Annotated in this window: 15 protein-coding genes and 5 pseudogenes; 11 read left to right on the top strand and 9 right to left on the bottom strand. The window is 60.4% G+C overall.

The window, feature by feature from the left end:
• Positions 1-91: 91 nt before the first annotated feature.
• Both ACVWWD_RS29475 and ACVWWD_RS29470 read right to left on the bottom strand, forming a co-directional pair.
• Positions 92-1,711, bottom strand: a complete 1,620-nt coding sequence (locus tag ACVWWD_RS29475; protein WP_023775456.1) for a GMC family oxidoreductase — start codon at positions 1,709-1,711, stop codon at positions 92-94.
• Positions 1,708-2,457, bottom strand: a complete 750-nt coding sequence (locus tag ACVWWD_RS29470; RefSeq protein WP_023748427.1) for an FCD domain-containing protein — start codon at positions 2,455-2,457, stop codon at positions 1,708-1,710. Before ACVWWD_RS29470 ends, ACVWWD_RS29475 begins: the two co-directional genes overlap by 4 nt.
• A gap of 191 nt (positions 2,458-2,648) precedes the next feature.
• Between ACVWWD_RS29470 and ACVWWD_RS29465 the strand changes: the two genes are divergently transcribed.
• The 3 genes from ACVWWD_RS29465 (at position 2,649) to ACVWWD_RS29455 (ending at position 5,158) form a co-directional block, all read left to right on the top strand.
• The gene (locus tag ACVWWD_RS29465; RefSeq protein ID WP_031248752.1) at positions 2,649-3,743 is read left to right on the top strand and encodes a mandelate racemase/muconate lactonizing enzyme family protein; all 1,095 of its coding nucleotides are present in this window, start codon (positions 2,649-2,651) and stop codon (positions 3,741-3,743) included.
• Positions 3,744-4,099: 356 nt separating this feature from the next.
• Positions 4,100-4,510 (top strand): hypothetical protein, encoded by a 411-nt coding sequence (locus tag ACVWWD_RS29460; RefSeq protein WP_457103671.1) that lies wholly within the window; start codon positions 4,100-4,102, stop codon positions 4,508-4,510.
• 396 nt (positions 4,511-4,906) lie between these two features.
• Positions 4,907-5,158, top strand: a complete 252-nt coding sequence (locus ACVWWD_RS29455; protein ID WP_352565463.1) for a hypothetical protein — start codon at positions 4,907-4,909, stop codon at positions 5,156-5,158.
• Positions 5,159-5,166: 8 nt separating this feature from the next.
• On the opposite strand, the gene ACVWWD_RS29450 is transcribed toward ACVWWD_RS29455, so the two are convergent.
• The gene (locus ACVWWD_RS29450; protein ID WP_352565464.1) at positions 5,167-5,586 is read right to left on the bottom strand and encodes an SDR family NAD(P)-dependent oxidoreductase; all 420 of its coding nucleotides are present in this window, start codon (positions 5,584-5,586) and stop codon (positions 5,167-5,169) included.
• Between the two features lie 907 nt (positions 5,587-6,493).
• Entirely contained in the window at positions 6,494-7,015 is a 522-nt protein-coding gene (locus ACVWWD_RS29445) for a ferritin-like domain-containing protein (protein WP_031241481.1), read from the bottom strand.
• Positions 7,016-7,278: 263 nt separating this feature from the next.
• On the opposite strand from ACVWWD_RS29445, the pseudogene ACVWWD_RS29440 reads away from it, so the two are divergent.
• Both ACVWWD_RS29440 and ACVWWD_RS29435 read left to right on the top strand, forming a co-directional pair.
• A pseudogene (locus ACVWWD_RS29440) lies at positions 7,279-7,767 on the top strand (glutamate ligase domain-containing protein); the annotation flags it as partial.
• Positions 7,767-8,089, top strand: a pseudogene (locus ACVWWD_RS29435) (isoaspartyl peptidase/L-asparaginase). The pseudogenes ACVWWD_RS29440 and ACVWWD_RS29435, both read left to right, overlap by 1 nt.
• Before the next feature lie 232 nt (positions 8,090-8,321).
• Here the strand turns inward: ACVWWD_RS29435 and ACVWWD_RS29430 are convergent.
• Positions 8,322-8,498 (bottom strand): hypothetical protein, encoded by a 177-nt coding sequence (locus ACVWWD_RS29430; protein WP_023775474.1) that lies wholly within the window; start codon positions 8,496-8,498, stop codon positions 8,322-8,324.
• A gap of 624 nt (positions 8,499-9,122) precedes the next feature.
• A pseudogene (locus ACVWWD_RS29425) lies at positions 9,123-9,736 on the bottom strand (IS110 family RNA-guided transposase); the annotation flags it as partial.
• Positions 9,737-9,811: 75 nt separating this feature from the next.
• Between ACVWWD_RS29425 and ACVWWD_RS29420 the strand changes: the two are divergent.
• A pseudogene (locus ACVWWD_RS29420) lies at positions 9,812-10,065 on the top strand (transposase); the annotation flags it as partial.
• Between the two features lie 12 nt (positions 10,066-10,077).
• Here ACVWWD_RS29420 and ACVWWD_RS29415 read toward each other — a convergent pair.
• Positions 10,078-10,326, bottom strand: a complete 249-nt coding sequence (locus ACVWWD_RS29415) for a DUF6894 family protein (protein ID WP_245275659.1) — start codon at positions 10,324-10,326, stop codon at positions 10,078-10,080.
• Positions 10,323-11,063: a Crp/Fnr family transcriptional regulator gene (locus ACVWWD_RS29410; protein WP_023775478.1), complete on the bottom strand. Its 741-nt coding sequence runs from the start codon at positions 11,061-11,063 to the stop codon at positions 10,323-10,325. Before ACVWWD_RS29410 ends, ACVWWD_RS29415 begins: the two co-directional genes overlap by 4 nt.
• Before the next feature lie 211 nt (positions 11,064-11,274).
• Between ACVWWD_RS29410 and ACVWWD_RS29405 the strand changes: the two genes are divergently transcribed.
• The 3 genes and pseudogenes from ACVWWD_RS29405 to ACVWWD_RS29395 all read left to right on the top strand — a co-directional run.
• A complete protein-coding gene (locus ACVWWD_RS29405) occupies positions 11,275-11,499 on the top strand; it encodes a hypothetical protein (RefSeq protein WP_352565466.1) in 225 nt (74 codons plus the stop codon).
• A 442-nt stretch (positions 11,500-11,941) separates the two neighbouring features.
• Positions 11,942-12,856 (top strand): glycoside hydrolase family protein, encoded by a 915-nt coding sequence (locus ACVWWD_RS29400; RefSeq protein WP_352565468.1) that lies wholly within the window; start codon positions 11,942-11,944, stop codon positions 12,854-12,856.
• A gap of 376 nt (positions 12,857-13,232) precedes the next feature.
• A pseudogene (locus ACVWWD_RS29395) lies at positions 13,233-13,473 on the top strand (IS1 family transposase); the annotation flags it as partial.
• A 2,122-nt stretch (positions 13,474-15,595) separates the two neighbouring features.
• On the opposite strand, the gene ACVWWD_RS29390 reads toward ACVWWD_RS29395, so the two are convergent.
• Positions 15,596-17,230: a GMC family oxidoreductase gene (locus ACVWWD_RS29390; protein ID WP_352565470.1), complete on the bottom strand. Its 1,635-nt coding sequence runs from the start codon at positions 17,228-17,230 to the stop codon at positions 15,596-15,598.
• A gap of 327 nt (positions 17,231-17,557) precedes the next feature.
• On the opposite strand from ACVWWD_RS29390, the gene ACVWWD_RS29385 reads away from it, so the two are divergent.
• Entirely contained in the window at positions 17,558-18,568 is a 1,011-nt protein-coding gene (locus ACVWWD_RS29385) for an IS110 family RNA-guided transposase (RefSeq protein WP_023832783.1), read from the top strand.
• A 793-nt stretch (positions 18,569-19,361) separates the two neighbouring features.
• Positions 19,362-19,490: a hypothetical protein gene (locus ACVWWD_RS29380; protein ID WP_352565472.1), complete on the top strand. Its 129-nt coding sequence runs from the start codon at positions 19,362-19,364 to the stop codon at positions 19,488-19,490.
• Positions 19,491-19,492 lie beyond the last annotated feature (2 nt).

Here is a 19,492-nt window from a genome sequence, read left to right as displayed (position 1 = left end):
TTTATTGTCGCTTTCTGCGACTGTGTGATTTCCTCACGATATCGGCCCTGAAGGCTTCGGCGATGACGCCGTTGGCAAGCTGGATCAGGCTCTATGCCGCCTCCAAAATGAAATCGGCGCAGCGGTCGCCCAGCATCATGGCTGGCGCCGCTGTATTGCCGGCATTGATGTTGGGGCAGGCCGACATGTCGGCAACCCGCAGATTGTCTATTCCGCGCACGCGCAGCGCCGCGTCCAGCACCGCCATCCGGTCGCTGTCTGAGCCCATCCGGCATGTCCCGGCCGGATGGTAGTTGGTCTTCACAAAGCGCTTGCAATGCTTTGCCATCGCCTCGTCGCTGAGATCATCCTGGCTTGGCACGGCAATGGCCTTGACTCGATCGGCGAGCGGCTTGGTCTGAAAAGCCTGCAGGAAATAACGCTGGCCGGAGATCATTTCCCTCATGTCGTCGGGGTGTTTAAGAAGGTTCGGCGAAACGATCGGCATGTCCTTCGGATCCGCCGAACGCAGCCTCACGAAACCGCGCGACTTTGGTTTCACCACCACTGTCGTCACGGTAAGCCCATAGGTGTTCTCGACCAAGGTCAGGATATCGCGGTCCAGATAGACGTGCGGCACGCAGAAGGCCTGGATCGTCGGTTCGCCCTCGGGATCGGCCGGATTGACGAAGGCTCCGGCCTCGACCCCCGCTGACAGGATCGTGCCGGTGCCGAAGAGCTTGAAATGCAGGCCGTTCCTGATCATCCGCCAGCCCTGGCCCTGCCTGAAGTAGCCGTATGGGCCGTTTGCGGTGGCGATGATCGGCACCTCCGGATGGTCGATCAGGTTTTCGCCGACCCCGGGCAGGTCGGCGACGCAGGAAATGCCGTGCCCAGCAAGCGCCTCGGCGGGGCCGATGCCGGACAGCATGAGCAATTTCGGCGAGACGAGGGCACCGGACGAGACAATCACGTCGGCATCCGCATGGACGGCATGCTCGGCGCCGGACGCATCCGAGTAGACGACGCCGGTGACCCGACCGTTTTCGATCAGCAGCCGGCTGACTGTGCAATTGAGTTTCAGCGTCAGCTTAGGATCATTAGTCAGCGGCTCGATGAAGGCGTAGGCGGCGCTGCTTCGCTTTCCTCGCCGGTTCATGAACTGGTAGAAGCCGACCCCGCGCTGCGACGGTCCGTTGAAGTCATGGTTGTACGGCAATCCAAGGCCTTGGACCGCCTGGACGAACCAACGGGAAACTTCATCGATGTGGCCTGGATCCGAGACCAGCAGCGGACCTTCGCTACCATGCAGTTCGCCGCCGAGACGGTTGTTTCCCTCCATGCCGGTGAAATGCGGCAGCACCGCCTGCCAGTTCCAGCGTACGCCGGCATTGTTGCCGCGCAGCAGCTCGTCCCACTCCTCATAATCGGCCGAGCGGCCTCGCATGTAGACCTGGGCGTTCACCGAGGTGCCACCGCCCAGCACGTTGCCTTGCGAGATTTCATGGACGCGGCCGTCGAGATGGGCTTGCGGCTCGGTGCGGTGATAGCGCATGAATTTCGAGCCGTTGATCATCTTGAAGATGCCGGGCGGCATGTCGAGCAGGGGGTGATGATGGGAATGGCCGGCCTCCAGCAGCAGGGTTCGCCGTCCCGCTTTGACAAGCCTTGCCGCCGCGACGCAGCCGGCGGCTCCGCCGCCCACCACGATATGGTCGTACGACTGCGTCATGCTTCCGGCGCCTCACGGCTTTCGAATGTTCCGCGGACATACTCCCAGGCCGCCGAGAGGTGGTTGAGCAGCGCCCGCTCGGCGCCGTCAGGATCTCGCTCAATGATGGCCGTGCAGATTTCACGATGGCTGAGGAAATTCACGCGGTTGCGCTCGGGCGACCGTGGCATGCGCATCCAATGCGGCGACAGCCAGGCGGTAAATGCCTTGTGCACGACAGGCAGCACCGGGTTGCGCGCGATGTCATAGAGCGCTGCGTGGAACGCCACGTCCGTCGCATAGAATTTCTCGGAATCCGGGATCGCAGCCTCGTTCATCGCCAGCGCCGCCCTCAGGGCTGCGATGTCATCCTTGCGGGCATGGATGGCGGCGTTGCGCGCCAGCGACGCCTCGAGGAAGACGCGCATGTCGTAGAGGTTCTTCACGCCCGCCTGGTCGCTCAGCAGATGTCCTACAATGCCGTCGAGGGCGCCGAGCGCGGCATCCAGGCCAGGCCGGCGCGCCACGGGCCGGAACCGCGGACGCGCTTCCACCAGGCCGCGGCTGGCCAGGCGCGCAATCGCCTCACGCACAACGCCACGGCCGACACCATACTCGATCATCAGTTCGCGCTCGGCCGGCAGGTAGCTGCCGTCGCCAAGCCTTCCGGACGTGATGTCGGCCTCTATGCCGGCCACCATCGCGTCGGCCGCGCGGGCGGCGAGAATAGCCGCGGGCATCTCAGGACGCTCTTCCGTATCCAGCAAGCCTTTTTCCTCCCAGATGGTCCTGTTATTAGAAGGTAAATCGGACCAAAGCACAAGCGGTTTGATGCTTTTGTAGGACCAAAAAATGAACTGATTGGCTTCAGAACCGCTGAAAGATCAGCCACAATTGTTGCTAGTCAGCGCTGCCGGTGCAATTATGGTCCGATGAAAAAACCTGAATGGAGCGCAGCATGAGCCGCACCGAAATCAAGGAAGTCGAGACCCGGCTGTTCCGGGTCCCACTGCGTGAGGTGATGACCGATGCCAAGCACGGCGCGCACACGCATTTCGAGCTGGTCACCGTCACGCTGAGGCTTGCCGACGGCTCCGAGGGCACAGGCTACACCTACACCGGCGGCAGGGGCGGCTATGCCATCAAGGCAATGATCGATCACGACCTCGCGCCGTTCCTCAAGGCACTAGACGCGACGCAGATCGACACGATCTACGACGGCATGCTCTGGCACATCCACTATGTCGGGCGCGGCGGCATCGCTTCTTTCGCGACATCGGCGATCGACATCGCATTATGGGACCTCAAGGGCCGGCGTAGCGGCCTGCCGCTTTGGCAGATGGCGGGCGGGGCCGGGAAGAGCGCCAAGGCCTATCGCGGCGGCATCGACCTAAACTTTACCCTCGATCAGCTTTTGGCCAGCATCGATTCCTATCTCAATGCCGGCTTCACCGGGGTGAAGATCAAGGTCGGCAAGGACGACCTTGCCGAGGATGTGGCCCGGGTGAAGGCAGTTCGCGAGCGCATAGGACCTCATGTCACCTTTATGGTTGACGCTAACTACGCGCTCGACGTCCCGCGAGCGATCGAGGCAGCGAGAGCATTCGCCGCCTACGATCTGCTGTGGTTCGAGGAGCCCATCATACCCGACGACTATGAGGGTTACGCCAGCATTGCCAAGGCGACTGGAATGCCCCTGGCAATGGGAGAAAACCTGCACGTCATCGAGGAGTTCGAGCATGCCTTCGCTTGGTCGAATCTCGCCTACATCCAACCCGACGCCTCCAACTGCGGCGGCGTCACGGGCTGGCTGCGCGTGGCAGCGCTCTCACGCAAGGCTGGCATTCCGGTCTGCAGTCACGGGATGCAGGAACTTCATGTCAGCCTCGTTGCAGGTCAGACAAATGCCGGCTGGGTGGAGGCGCATAGTTTCGATATTGACCATTACACCACCGAGCCGCTTAGGCTTCAGGATGGTTTGGCGATAGCACCCGACGAGCCTGGAGTGGGCGTTGTCTTCGACTGGCAGAAATTGGCGGGTTCTCGCCAATAGCGCCCCTGAACGGCGGCAGGCGGCGAGATTTGCCCGAGCGGTGCGCCTTGCATGGAACATCGTGCCTGTCGCTGCCGTTTAGAAATCTTGGAGGCGGCCGCATGCATTTTGTCCGGATCCTGCTTCCTCGTTCCGGCAACGCGGAGAGCCCTTCGCCGAGCAAGACTTCGACCGTCTGAAGGACGAACTCGTTGCCGCCGTAGCCAGCGGGCATATCAGTTATTGGATGCCACACTTACATTTGTAATTGTAGCGATGCTTCACCGGCTTTACCCACGCAATCATAGCAGCGAACAGGCGGCCGCCCGAAGGGCGGCAGAAGTTGCAAGCTTGGGTGCTAATGCAGGGAGGCGGCGATGGTTGCAACGCGTACGGATACGGCGCATGCGGTTATGGAGCACTTCACTCTATCGCGGCACCGCTCACCGGTCCGCGAAGTTGGATTTTACGAAGCTATGAGTCAAACTCGACAGGCGATCGCCGCATCGCACGAGGTGCTGAGGCGCTTTCGCGAACGTCAGGGCGGCGACACTCCTCGAGCAAAGAATACAGACCGCGGTCCTGTCGCCGTGTCAGCCTTCGATGCCGACATCATACGCGCTGCATGCCGAGATCTGATCGCGGAGATGAACGTGCCCGAGTGTCAATGGCGCGACCTGGCGCGAAGTCTGGTGCGCGAATTCGTGGCCTGCGAGCAGACCGAAGCCGGTTTGGTGGATTGGATCGTCCGCCGGGGAGCTATGACGCAGACGGACCAGGCCGGCTGACCGGAGCCAGCCGGCGAGGCGGCGAATGAGCCAGGAGTCAGTCGACCGCAATTAACGCGAGCAAACAGGTCTCCCGGCGACTTGTTGCGCGGAACTGCGTTGGTCCGAGGATCGGAAAGTTTAGCGAGCGGCTTGGACACATCCGATCCTGCTCGTCTGTGGGCGTCGGGCCCGTGTTCGCATTTGAAGCATATAGCGAGGACTGGCCGATGGCGTGACCTTTGGTCGAGTGGAGACGAATGCGTCCAGCCCAAAGGCAGACGGCGACGGCCATGTCGCGTTGCTCCCTGCCTTCGCACACAAGGAGCCCAAGCCGGATGCTAACCAGGCTGCATTATGCCAATGGGAACAATTTGCGCGGGCCGAGCTTGGGCTAGCGTCGTATGAGGTGCAAGTATGCAAGATAATTTCGACCGAGCTTCATCTGTCGCGGAGGTCGCGGAATCCTTCGTGAGATCCCGGAAGCCGTTCTCTGTCGTGTCGACCCGGGATGCGGTCACGATTGTCAGGAAACAGGCAGCTTTTTGCGAGCATACGGAAGGCGAGCTTGCCGAGTTGGTGGCGGCAATTGCAGTGAGGCATGGTCGATTGGTCGCCTTCGATCTTGATCTCGATGACGCAGGCTTGGAGATCGGTCGCGCAGCATAGCCAACGCCTCACGCAATGAGATAGCCGCCGTCAACCGGCAAAATTGCCCCGGTGATGAACCCCGCGAGCGGCGAACACAGGAACAAGGCGGGGCCAGTCAGGTTGCCCGGCGTACCCCAGCGACCCATCGGAGTGCGTTTCATCAATTCCCCGTTGCGAGCTGGATCGGCGCGTGGCGCGGCGGTCATCGCGGTCTCGATCCAGCCAGGCGCCAATGCGTTTACGCGGATGCCATCCCCGGCATAGGCGATGGCGAGCGACTTGGTAAGTTGCACGACGGCGCCCTTGGTTGCGGCGTAAGCCGGCGCATGAGCAGCGCCGAAAAACGCGAACATCGAACCGATGTTGACAATGGCGCCCCCGTTCGAGAGTGCCCCACGGAACGCGCTCGCACTCCGCATGGAGCCGGTGAGATTGATATCGACCACCGTTTCGAAAGCCTAGACAGTGAATTCCGCGGCGCGCAGGTTTACCCCTGCGCAATTTACGAGCGCTGCAACGGATGTGAACTGACTGGAATATCCTTCGACCGCAGCCATGTCCCGGACGTCAAGTACTGAATACGAGACGGGGGTGCCGTATGCACGAGCGGCCGCTACCTCGGCGGCCGTGGCCCCGTCGCGTGGACGATTGCCCCGGCCTGGCGAACGCCATAGCGATGCCGTTTCCGTGCGGAAATCCTCGCTGAGAATGTCATGACGCGGGCTCGGTAAAACTCCAGCGAGAGGCTGGGGCCTTCATTTGCTTCGTAGGCTCAGCGTCATCATGATCGCCTCCTCGATCGTACGCCGTCCATCTCCGTCGCTCGATTGCCCATGATTCATTGAAGGATTGCCGCGACGAGGCCGAACTCGAGTGCCTCTGCCGCCGTTAGGTAGCAGTTCGTCTTCGCCCTCGCGTCACTTCCTCGACAAACCCACAACAGCAAAACTACCCTCGGCGAATTGGGCAAACCCTTCTTGTTCAAGTTTCTCGGCGGTCTTCAGCAGTTCCAATCGTTCCTGCACGATTCGAAGACTGGAGCATGGTTTCAAGCCTGCGCTCGTGCACCAGCAGGACTGTATCTCGCGTCAGGTATCGCGCCTCTTTGCGAAAAGCGGCCAAAATCGTAATGCCGGCGGAATAGTTGCTGAAACAACTGAAGTTCGAGCGGAATGCGGCAGGCTGGCGCCATCGCGTCCCTGCCCTGCGTGTTCAGTTCCACGCGCAGCGGCCATTTCCACTGCGGATCGGCTGCAGCCGTTCCAGCACGTTACCGTGTCGGCGGTGATCAAGCCGTTGATGAAGAGGCTGGGCGAGAACAGCAGGTCAGGGACGGCTTGGACACCGGCCATCTCAGACTTTGGCCTCTTCGCCGACACTCTTCAGTTCCGCGAATTGACGGGTCACGCCGGCGAGGTTCGCCTGAAGCCACCTTGCCATCCCTTCTTCTTCGGACAGATTCTGGCGCAATGGTCCTTCGGCCCGTGTCTCGCCGGCCAGGTCGGCAATTACCAGCAGCGAGTTGTAAGCCGCGATCTCGAAGTTCTCGAACGCGAAATTGGCGAAGCTGTTCTTGAGGATTTCATCCCCGGCAACCGTATGGCCCATCGCGGCCATGGTTCCGCCCAGCGAAAGCGCCATGTCCTTGATCGTCGAATTGGACTCTCCCAGTCCTTCCAGAAGGCTGTCCAGCCGTCCGATCTGACCCTCGGTCTCCCTGATATGTTGATCCAGCTTCTCGGCCACCTGTGGGTAACTTTCGATGCGCTCCAGTTGCGGTTTCATGATGCTCAATGCTTGGTTCTCCATCGCATGAGCGTTGCGAAGCCCGGTAACGTAAAGGTCCCGGATCCGGTCGCGTGAATCGTGTGCCAAGGCTTGCTCCTGTTTATGGTTTGAAGTTCTCCCAACTCGGAAATGTGCCTCATGTTCCATAGAGCCTCGAGCCACCCCGGCAGTCCCCGGCCGGTCGAGGCCATTGCGGCTTGCGGAGCCGCTACTTATCTCGCCACCACGTTGTACGAGAAGACGTGGGAGGCAGTACGCCTACACCAGGAAGACGTCACGCGGCTCGAGCGATGGTATAGCCCGTTTCGTGGCTAGGATGGTTCGTCGTAGAATCTCCCGGTCGCCTCAACGTCTTCGACGGGCATGATTTCCGCACTATTGTCGACTATGCGCACAATCCGGAGGGGCTGAAGGCGCTCGGAAAGCTCGTTTCCCACATGAGGCGCGATTACCAGCGCACGATCGGCCTGGTCGCCATACCGGGTGACCGCCGCGATTGCGACATACGCAAGATGGGTGCGATCGCTTCGCGGATATTCGATGTCATCGTCTTCAAGGAAGATGAGCAGGAGCTGCGCGGCCGCGCCCCCGGCGCGATCGCCGGCTTGCTGCGGGAAGGTGCCTTGACCGCCGGCTGCGCCCCAGGCCGCATACACGCCGTCTGTCCCGAGAAGGAGGCCGTCGACGTGTGTCTCCGGCTTGCACGTGAGAACGACCTTGTCGTGCTCACCGTCGACGACGTTGAGGCTGTGTGGCGACAGGTGACCGGCTTCGGAGGCGCGACGCCTTCGAGGCGAGGGCCTGATCAGACCCATGTTCGCCATCTGAGGGCCGGCTGATGTGGTCGCTAATCCTGCATGGCGGCGCCAAGGAGATCGATCCGCAAGAAGAGGAGGCGCATCGCAATGGATGCATCGAGGCACTCGAGGCAGGTCGGGCCGTCCTGGCCGGCGGCGGAACCGCGGTCGATGCGGTGGAAGCTGCCGGTCGTGTCCTCGAGGCGGACCCGACGTTCAATGCGGGATAGGAAGTGCCCTCAATTCGGACGGCGAGGTCGAGATGTGCGCTGGCTTGATGGAGGGCAGGGACTTCAATGTGGGTGCCGTCGCAGTGATCAAGGGCGTGCGTAGCAATGTGCCCTCGGCAGCAAGCTCCATGTAGTGGTGCACGCTCGCAGGCCAAGATACGGTTTCGGCCGGACCCTTGGCGGTATCGCCGAGGTGCCAGACCTCGTCGTTCGGGCGAGTTCCAAAGTGCAACCAGCACCCGGTCTTGCTCCGAGGCGAAGGGACGCCGGCCGAGGCGCAGAATGCGCGGATCGATTGAAATGCGGGTCCGAGGCGAAGAAGATGATGCGCCACGGCCACCTGCAACGCGTGATCGGCAATCGCTTCTAAGTCCGGATGCCGGAGCGCTCTTCGTTCTCATCATCGATCCTGATCGGGGCTTCCCTGAGGATCTTGAGTGCCTCCTCCTTCGTGAGGCCGCACTTGCGCGCGAAGTAGAGCGCCTCGATCGCCTTTTCACGATCCGCCGTGGATTCTCTGTGCTGTTTGGGTTTTTTGCCCATCGTTCTCTGCCACTTTCTGAGGCCACCCAACTATCATAGTGCCGCGTTGTTCCGTGCATTGGCCGGCCTGCCGGGAATGCGCGATTGCCGATGTCGCCGATATCCCGCGGCACCGGACAGCGTGGTCAGCCGGCTCACGATAACGGCGAAGCAAGTGCAACCCCATAGCGTGAATGCATACGAAAGCCCGCGCCGTGGGAGGGGCCGGCGCGGGCGATCGGGTTACCGATCTTGCAGCGCGGGGATCGACCGCTGCATGGCTCGAACTGTGCAACCGGACATTTGTTCCGGCTCGAATGCCAAGCGTCGGCGTTGCGTGGATGTAGGGGGCACGTCCAGCATTTCGCGTCGGCGCTTCCGGCCGTCTCCCAATTTCATTGGACGCCCGACTTTAAGTAAGTGGTTGTTGTGAGCGGATGGCAACGTGAGCGGGTCGTCTAGATGTGAGCTTTCACTAGGTTGTCCATTCGGACCAAACCGAGGAGACTGGAGTTACAACGCTTCAGCACTCACCGGAGGGTCCGAATGAACATCCACAAGAATGCCTGTCTCACGTCTCTAGTCGAGAGGAGATGGCGCTTCTGGTGATAGAAGGCGGCCATGCGGCGCGGACCTATGGCGTGCAGCGCGCCGGGCAATCTCGCGATCGAGTACAGCCACCCTCTCATCCAGTGACCGCAGTTGCTCAACGAGCAGAGACAACATCGGGCGAGCGGCTTCGAGTATAGTGGAATCCGCACTCTCAATCGCAGCGACAAGCTTGGCGACGTGGAAGAGGCCCTGCGCAGCCACAAGTCCAAACTCCGCAAGATGGCCCCGTATCGCATTGATCCTCTGGGTCCGCTGCCGAACTACCAGAACGCGAACGGAACACCATGGCCGCCGCCTGCTGCTCTTCGCTCTTCGCTGCTACGAACCGCATGGTCGGCCGCTGTGCAGCTTCACGGATCTCTTCAGCATCAGCCGCATCGTTCTTCTGACGCTTCACAAATGGCTTGACGTATCCCGGAGCGATTAGCCGAACCACCGTGCCCCGGCCTCGCAATCTCCCGCGCCCAATAATGGCTGCCGGCGTACGCTTCCATGGCAACCGTGCAGGCCGGCTGATCAGCAAGAAACCGAAGTACTTGATCACGGCGAACCTTCTTCCTGAACAGCACGGCTCCCGATACATCCGCGCCGTGCGCCTGGAACACGTTCTTCGCCAGATCCAATCCGATTGTGTTAACTTCCAACATGGACGCCTCCGTTCGATGATGTTTGACGACACCACTTTGGCACAGCGACGCCGTGAGGGGGCGTCCACCCCCATCAACCTGCCCGCCCACAAGGCCGCCGGCGTGCGCGACGCGATTGAGGCCGCAGGGGCAAGCCTGCTCTACCTGCCGCCCTACAGTCCCGACTTCAATCCCACCGACAACGCCTTCTCCAAGCTCAAGGCGTTGTTGCGAGCAAAGGCCGAGAGAACAATCAAGGCTTTGTGGGACGCCGTCGGTCCGCTTCTCGACCTCTTCACGCCAGCCGAATGCACAAACTCTTTAAGGCCGCAGGATATGATGCGGATTAAACAGGACGTGCTCTAGATACTATCCCATCGCTTCACGTGCAGACGAATGCTGAGCCTCAGCAGTTTGTCGCCGCTTTCATTTCTGATTTCGAGGAACAATTGCTGTCCATTGACGTCCCTCAGTGCGTGCCTCGCCAGGTCTTTCAAGCCTTCTAGGCCGGCCCGGCGCGCCTCTTCAAGCCCTGTGCATTCGATACCCACCTCGTCCTCGAGATCACCACTGTCAAAAAAATATCTTCCCATCGGGATAGCTTCCGTCACTGCCCGGCTTCGGGGTTCCTCTGGTGCAGGTAGGTCGCATCGAAATCCGCTGCGCGGACGAGATCTGGCCAGTTCAGGGCTTGCACCCTGGCGCCCGATGTGGCGATCAGGCCCTTGCGGCGCAGTTCCTGCAGCGTTCTGTTCACGTGGACAGTGGACAGGCCCAAAGCGTCGCCAAGGGCTGCTTGCGTGATTGGAATATCCGCGACGTGGTCCTGGATGCGTCCGACCGCACGCAGCCGGCAGATCAGCTCGCACAGCACGTGAGCCATCCGCGTAAAGGCCTCGCGCCTTCCGACATTGGTTACCCATTCTCTGTAGATCGCCGCATCGATCAGCGTCGACCGCCAGAACGCAGTCGCGATGTTAGGATGTTGTTCGCAGATGGCACGCAGCGCGTCGTGCCGAATGAAGCCGACCCGCGATGGCGTGAGCGTCGAGAAGGTGCAGTCCATCACGGAAAGATGGAGCCCGTGCAGATCCGGAATATCCCCGGTTACGAAGAAGGATGTGATCTGCCGCTTACCCTCGCCGGTAAATTTGGTGGAGCCGATCAGGCCGTCGACGAGGACGAACGAATGTGAAGGCCGGTCGCCCTCGCGGACCACGTCATGATTCGCCTGGAATTCCTTCTCCTCGATCGCGAGGGCTCTCAGGACCGCGAGATCGGACTCCCGGAGCTCAGAGATTCTCTGCAGCTTACGAATGACGACGTCCGAGGGTGAGGTGGGGGGCATAAGGGCCGATCACGGTAAGGGTGTTGGCCGAACTTTTAACTGCCACGAATGTTCCGGACCCGGTGGGGGCATCGCTCTGACGCCACGGGCCGGCCAAAACGGAACAAAGCGTCGGCGATCCGGTTCGGCAGGGAAGCGACCGAATTCATGCCATCGGAAATTCATGCCATCGGAACGCCGAGGCAGATGACAGACGAAAGGGAAGCTGAAGATGTCGAAGTCTCGCGACCGCTCGGTTCCCGGCGACGGCAAGATCGAAACCGGCCCGCACACATCTCCGCAACAGGATCCGGCAGAGGGGTCACGCGAGACAATCGATCGCGAACTCGAGCGGACAAACGACGAGAATAGTTCGGATAAAGCGGAACGCTCCCGCCGAGAGCTACGAAAAGAGGTGGCGGAGGAGACCGATCTGCGCGAACACGGCTCTGCCTGATTGCCGACGTTCCCGACGGCGCGTCTCGCGGCCTTGTTCGTGCTGGCTCGAACACACCGCGCAGCGAGGTGCGCGTCACCCCCCCGCCGCAATCACCGCCAGGCATCGCCGCCGCCTTCGTCGAAGACAGCAGGCGCCTCCGACGAATTCCATTCCGACGTTTCTTAGAAATCTTGAACTTTTCGGCGCCTAACATATGTTATAGGGCGGGTTTTGAGTTGGGGTTTGCCTGTTTGCGGTTAACTAGCATTGGGTAAGTTGATCCAAGCTCGATGGCTCGGGATGGCGGCGTCGTCAAATCGACATCGGCTTTGCCGCCACGCGACGCTTACCGCGCACGGCGGTTTTCTGCGGCTTCAAACAAAACTAGCGCTGGCAGTTATGGTGGGCTGATTCGCGCGAGCAAGGTGACGAGCTGGACAAGGGCACTCACACGAAAGACATGGAAGTGAAGTTCAATTTCGACAGCAATGTCTTCCCGTTGTTTCAGCCGCAGAGCGTGGACGACCTGAAGGATCCTTGTCCGGTGTTCGACGGGACGCAGTGGCACATATTCGGCTCCAGCGGTGCCGTAGCTACCGAGACGTGGGCCATCCTGCACGCCACCGCTCCTGATCTCTATGGTCCCTGGACCGAGCATCCGGTGGTTGATCTGCGTATCAGCGGGTCAGGTGTTGCCGCGCCGGGCGTCATTCACGAGAGCGGCGTTTTCCACATGTTCATTCAGACCGAATTCATGAAGTCCGGCGGACGGTGCGAGCATGCGGTGTCCAACGACGGCTTCCACTGGGTCGTGTTGGCCCCGGCGATCAAAGCAATACCCGACACCGGCGAGGACGGCATCTACGACCCGCACCCGGCAATCATCGGCGGGCAGCGCTACCTGGTCTATTCCGGGATGCCCAAGTTCAGCAGGGTGCCTCAACCGGACGTCTATCTGGCACGCAGCCAATCCAATTCCTGGTTCGGCCCCTGGAAACGTGTCGGCAAGATTCTGGACCATGCCGATGTTCCCCATCACAATGGGCGGGAGCATCCTGACTATGAATGGGGTATCGAAGGCGCCCAATTAGTCGAGTTGCCGGACGGCCGCGTGCTGCTCAATGCGACGTGCTTCCTCCCTGAGGGTCACCGCGGCAACCGCCAGCGAGTGTTCTTCGCCATCGCCGACGAGGTGAACGGACCTTACATAACGGCTGGGCCGGTCCTGGATCCCGGCGAGAACGGGGAGAACGGCCACTCGACGGTGATGATCAACGGTCAGCAACTCACTCTGTTCTACCAAAGTCGGGTCGCGGAGACCAACCACCTATGGCGTTACGGCATGGCGAGGTGCGACCTGTCGCAGGTCGCTTAGCTAGCGCGGGCGACTCGGCAACTCGGTCAGGCTGTGCCGACCTCCTGCGCGCGTCCGAGCGGGCAAAGTCGCGAGCTGCGGCAATGCCTCCGAAAATTCAAGTTCGGCAGTTCTTCGGCGCTTTTCGGCGGTTCGGACGATCAGGTTTACTGCGAGCAACCGGGAGCGGGGGGCTAACGACTTCGCTTCGGAGTTGGACCGTTCTGCGTCGAGGCTTGGGTCAGGTTTACGACGGTCGGTGCAACGGCAGGGGCATTTGCGGCCAGTGGGGTGTCGGCTCGATTGTGGTTTTTCTACCTCGGAGCGGCAATCCCACCTTTCGTACGAACGATACAACGGCGACTTTACGCGACACGCAGGTAGTGGGTCACATGCGCGGTTCACCCGTCTGATCAACGGCTTTTCCAAAAACGTCGAGGCGCACGCCAACGCGGTTGCCCTCCACTTTCATGTACTACAATTTTGTTCGCATCCATGCGGCGTTGCGGATGACACCAGCCATGGCCGCTGGCGTGACTGGCAAGCTGTGGGACATCGGCGATATCGCTGCGCTGATCGAAGCGAAGGAAGCTGATAAGCCGATGGCTCGCGGCTCGTATAAGAGGCGTGTCGCCTAAGCTTGGCGACGTCTTTGGTCTCTCTAGCCACCGCCAAGTTAAGGCAGCTTCAGAATCCCCTGCGGACGCCCGCGAGTGGGCCCGCACCGACTGGCGAGGCGATGCGGGCCCGGCCAAGGATTGGGTCCTTCCAGCAGCGGTGTCCACACGCTCGCTGCTGAGAGTTAGCAAGCCTCAAAAAAAAATAGCGGGTTCCGCTAATGTACAAAAAGGCCGGTCACTTTTCGGCAGCCGGCCAGTTTCCAAAAGGGAGGAGCGAAGAGATGGTCAATGGTCTCTATGGGCCGGGGCTATGGATGAGGCCGCAGCCATTGTGTCAACCGACAATAAGCTGATCGCTAAACCGCCGGCGCCGAGCATCGCGTCTTAGCGGGAACAGCTAGGGCCCGCCAGCACGCGTTTCCAACCCGTGCCGTACGTCCTGGCGCCCGCCTGTAGCCGGTGCCAGCGCGTTGAGAGCTTAAACATCTTGGGACTGAGGTCTGATCCCTTGTGCGCAGAGGAACCTTCCGTCGTCCGTCTTGTTGAAGTGGGCTTACCGCCAAAGGAGAACATGCGCGTGCCCCTGTCCAATGAGTTGCGCGACGTATTTATCGAGTAGCAATGCCCTGCCTGTTCACATCCGTTTACAAGAATGGGCTCATGGGTGAAAACGATCGCTGGTTTCAGATGCGATGGCTGTGGAGAAACAGTGCGGATTGGCTACGAACAGAAACTGGCGATTTTCGAGCGGTATCTTAGAAAAAAGGTGAGCGCTAGGACGGCGCCAGCGGACGGCGCTTGTTAGCTACGCGGCATTTATGCCCCTGCTTCGCCTTCACGGGCCTTCGCCAACGCCATGCGCTGGGTGCGCCATCGCCTGGGAAAGCCCCTCCTGTTTGGCCATACAAGGCCCAAAGGCCCTGAAGTGCCCTGCGGCAATGACGCCTTGTGGTGCAGTAACCAGCGGCCGACCTCGTGTTCTGCTCAGTCGACAGATGACTGCGGGAGTGACGCGAGCCTCGGCCGGGTCGGATCCGCCAGCGCACATCAATGCCATATAGGCGCGGTGCACGTCGGCCTGCTTGTCCTCGGGCAACTTTGTTGAACTGGTGCACCGTCATCCCGCAACCGATCGCCGGGGCCGCAGTATGACGGTCGTCGCCTCGCAGACGCGCTTCAGCCGCCGACCTTGCCATTGGTTCGGCAAGCGACAGGTGCCGACGCCCTCGATTTCGACTTCGCTGAAGGGAGTTCTTCCCAGCATTGCCGCGCCTCGCTTGGGAGAACGTGGGCGGCATTGCATAAGTCGTTACTTATGCGCAGGCTGGAACGAAGCCCGCCCCAGACAGTTTTGCCCCCGTCCGAGGCGGGCTGTGGAAGCTGTGCAGGCAGCTTCCTTGCCTTGGGAGGACCACGGGAGAAACCAAGGCGAGTGGCAAACTTCACCCGGCGAAGAATGTTCCAGCCGTGGGATCACAGATTCGCCGGTTCGATCTGACGATCTCTCCCAAGCCTCCGCGCCTTCGCCCTCGATTTTGCCACGCGTTGGCGTTGGCCTGGGGTTGGCGATCGCCGGTTAGCTCCTCGGGAACGCCGCCGTCGGCACAGCAACCCCGGCGTCCGAGCTGCCGTTGAGATCAGCGAAGCCGGCGAAGTCTGGCACGATCAACATTGATGAACTGCGCGTATGTATCGGCAGCGAGGTGATACCAGACGTTCTGCGTCGGGGTCCAGGCAAGTTGCGTGTCGGTAGTGGGTCAGTTTAAAATTAGCTTCAGAGTTCTGGCTTCAGCCCGCGCGCTTCGCGAATGAGTGATGACCAATTACCGCTGCCCAAAAAGCTGATCAGCTCGCGAGCTTCTGCTTCTGAAATGCCTGTTGGCCTGCTGCCTTACGCTGTTGGCGTGCTATCCCTGGTCTTAACCTGCGGCGATCTTTAATGTGAGTCACGGAGTTGCGCAGCAGCGTGTAAGCCCTCGATCTCAGACCCGCCGCGTCAGGGAATAAGCGGACCATGCCGCAATGGGATTTCGCATCTGGAAGCATTGGCCGACTTGGCCACTCACTCAGATTAACCCCGGCTTTCCTGTTGCGAGATCGAAAGCAGGCGGCAATCATTCAGCTTCTGTCCGCATGGGCGTCACTGGCGAAGCTTCTCGGCGAGGCGCAGCCCAAGGGCCAGGATCGTCAGGGTGGGATTGGCCTGGCTGGATGTGGCCAGGACCGAGCCACCTGCGATATGCAGGTTCGTCAGCCCATGCACTCGGCATTCAGCGTCGACAACACCGTCGTTCGGGCTGGCAGACATTCTCGTTGTGCCGAGATGATGACCATTCATGGCTCCTGATCTTCTTGCCATTTCCACCACTTTGTCCGGCTCAAATCCAGAAATGGTGGCTCCGATCTTCTCCAACTTGCAACCCAGCAGCCGATAGGTGCGGGCAATGCTCTGGAGGTCGTCGTCCGTGAATTTCCAATCGACACGCAGCTTCGGCATACCCAACCGATCGCGTTCGGTCGTTAACGTCAACCTACTTGCGTGGTTCGGCTCCTGCTCCGAATGGAACTCAAGGTGGACCAAATTGGAGCGCGGCACCAACACCACGGAGGGCAGCTTTCGCTGTGCGAATGTTCTGTTCGCCATCCAGCCCGCACCGAAGCGCCCGAGGCGCAACGGCGAAGAAGCGACGTTGTGAAAGTGCGCGAACATTTGCTTCAGTGTCACTGAACGTTGCTGCTGACCTCTAACGTTTTTTGGGAGAAATGCCCTTTTAGCGAGATACATCGCCGACAGGATCGGGTCGTTATGGCTGGGATCGGCAGGATCGGGTAGATGGGTGCGAAAGATCTGGTTTAGCAACCCATGCTCCCGCTGCGCTGCGTCCGTGAGCGCCAGCCGCCTTCGGCAATAGATTCCGGACGCGTCCCGCTCGTACCCAAAAGCAACTGCCTGAAGGGCGTTCGGCAACTTTAGAGCTCCGACAGTGCCTCCGAGATGGGCCATATAGTAACGGCCAAGCTGATCTCGGGCGTTGCCTATGCCAGCCTGCATCACGTCATTCGAGGCGAGTAGCAACCGGGTTGTCTCGAAGCCTCCGGCGGCCAATATGTAATGGCACGCTGTGACCTCACGCTTTGTGCCCTTCAGGTCAACAACGTCAATGTGGTGGACTGAGCGCCCGTTTGGCACCAGGCGAATTCCCGTCGCCGCCGCGTTTAACCAGACGTGGATGTGCTGTGAGCACCGCAGCAACTTGGCAAACCGCTTCCACATGTTCGTTGGTGGGCTAAACCGCTCCAAGCGGGTTCTAAACAAATCGCCGTCGACACCCTGCACGAGTTCAGGTGGAGAACCCGGTAACGCACTTGTTGGGTCGTAGTCGAATGGCCCAGCCTCGAGCACCTCGTGCGCCCGACGATAATAGGGTAGCAGGGTTTCATAAGTGATTGGCCAGCCCGATTGGTTCACCCATTCGCGCTTCTGGAAGTCAATGCTATCGAACGGCACGCAGCGGCCACCCCAGGCCCGGCTCGACCCTCCCAGAGCGCGTATACGGAAACTCTGGAGCGACGCATGGACGAGAGGATCTGCGACGATGCCGTCGTAGAGCTCCTGCGAGCCCTTGGTCTGCCACTTTCCGCCCGCCTCCAGAACACAGATTCGAAGCTTCGCGTTTTCGAGAGCCGAGGCAATGGCCAGTCCGACAGTGCCACCTCCGATAATGCAAATATCGTAGGCAAGTCCGTCACCCGCTGTGGTGAATTGAGCGATCAACCTTCACTCCGTCGCGAGCAAGGGATTGCATGAAAGCAGAAGGAACCCTCCCAACGCCAACGCGCTAGAAGCACGCCCTCGAAGCCAGGCCTTCCGCCCGGCTTGGGAAAAAAGAGGTAGGGCGCGAAGGATCTGTCGGCAACTGCCAACTCGATCACATCCGAAGCCACATGAAGTATCGCGGAAGCGGTACCCACAGATGTGGCGGCGATGTTCGAACATCTGGCCGGCTGACTGTTCTCCGATTGATGGTGTGGATGGCTCCTGCTCCCGGCGTCGCATTGCGCCATAGTTGGGATGTTGTCGTCCCGAGCAAAGGAGCCATCCATGTCAGAACTTGCCACAGTTGGCATCGACCTCGCAAAGAGTGTCTTCCAGATCCATGGTGTCGATGGGAACGGTCGGGTTCTCGTACGCCGTCAGCTTCGCCGCAGCCAGTTGCTGGTGTTTTTCCAGAAGCGTCCACGATGCCTGATCGGCATGGAGGCTTGCGCAGGTTCTCACGATTGGGGGCGCAGGCTTCTGGAGATGGGGCACGACGTCCGGCTGATGCCGCCCTCCTATGTGAAGCCTTACGTGAAGCGCGGGAAGACGGATGCTGCGGATGCGGCCGCTATCTGTGAAGCCGTGACACGCCCCTCCATGCGGTTTGTCGCCATCAAGAGCGAAGCCTGCTCGTCGGTTCTGGTTCTTCACCGCACGCGAGACTTTCTGGTTCGCCAGCGCACGCAGATCGGCAACGCGATCCGGGCCCACATGACGGAGTTCGGCGTCATCGCGGCGAAGGGCGCGCAGAACGTCAATCGACTGAAGGATCAACTGGATCAACTGCCGGAAGTAGCTCGAATGCCTGTGAGTTTGCTCTTCGATCAGTTGGCCGAGACGGACAAGCGGATCGAGCGGCTGACCGACGAGCTCGAAGAGACCTACGCGCAAAGCGAGACAAGCCAGCGTCTAGCCACAATCCCAGGTGTGGGGATGCTGTCGGCGACGATCATCGCGGCGACGACGCCGGATGTCGACAATTTCGGCAGCGCAAGGGACTATGCCGCCTGGCTCGGCCTCACTCCCAAGCCGCACTCCACCGGAGGCAAGCAGAGGGTGGGCCGGATCTCGAAGATGGGCAATCGTTATATCCGACGCTTGCTGTATCTGGGCGCCATGGCGCAGATCATGCTCAGATGCAGACTCAAGCGCGAGCCGAGCTCGGACTGGCTATCGGGCATGCTGATGCGAAAGAAGACGAAGATCGTCGCCGTCGCTTTGGCGCATCGCATGGCACGAACAATATTCGCCGTCCTGAGGGACGGATCGCGTTACGAGCCGCAGTCAGCCTGACAGGCTCTCGGAATGGTCAGGGCAAAGTGAGGTGATGGCGAACAAACGGAGACGAAGAACCAGGACACCCCGATTAATCCGAAGCGCCTCGAGCGCGCTCGATTGAGTGGGACCTGTTCTCCAAGCGGATATTCATCAGGGCGCGCAGCGATCCCGTTGCACATTCAGACGCCGTATACATGGCCGCAACCGACCTGTTCACCAAACCCGATCCGATACCCCTTGACCCGCAGGAGCCATCCATACAAGGATTAGGATCGGGCTCTCGATCGACACCGGGCCCAGCCACCGAATGGAGGACAGCAATGGAACACCGTATCGGTCTCGACGTATCCATGAAAGATTCCGGCAGGACGGAAAGAGGATTTGTCGGGGCATCCGTCGGCCAGCAGGAAAGTTCCGTCACGAGCCGCGACGCTTTCCAGCGTCATGAGAAAGGAAAAGCGGGTCTCCTTGGTCGTGGAGTCCACCACTAGGCTGCCGCCATGGGCGCGTGCAATTTCCGATGCGATAAACAACCCGAGGACCAGCCCTGGGTATCGGATGCCGCTCCCCTGAAAAAGGGCTGGATCAAGTTGTCCAGCGCGGTCTCTGGAATCGGCTCGCCGGCGCTGGAACCGATAACTCGAAGTGGGTAGGGGAGGTAGTCACGACAACTCGCACCGTCTGGACGGATAGCCGTGGGCTCGTGTCATGGAATTTGTAATGAACCAGATGCTTTGGAATGGTCCGAGGATCCGGATTCCGCGGCAGCACTCGTTGCGGCCGAAGACAGAGGGAACGGGATGTTGGGATGGAACAGGCATTCATCCGGATTGCAAGGCACGAGGATCAAGGCCAGCCGGATCTCGGTAAGGGCCCGGGCATTTCCCAGGGCCCAAGCACCAACCAGGTAGTGTTCGACCTTCTCAAGGGCCGCTGATC

This window comes from Mesorhizobium sp. URHB0026 (assembly GCF_054059755.1).
This window is presented reverse-complemented; position numbering and strand designations above follow the sequence as displayed.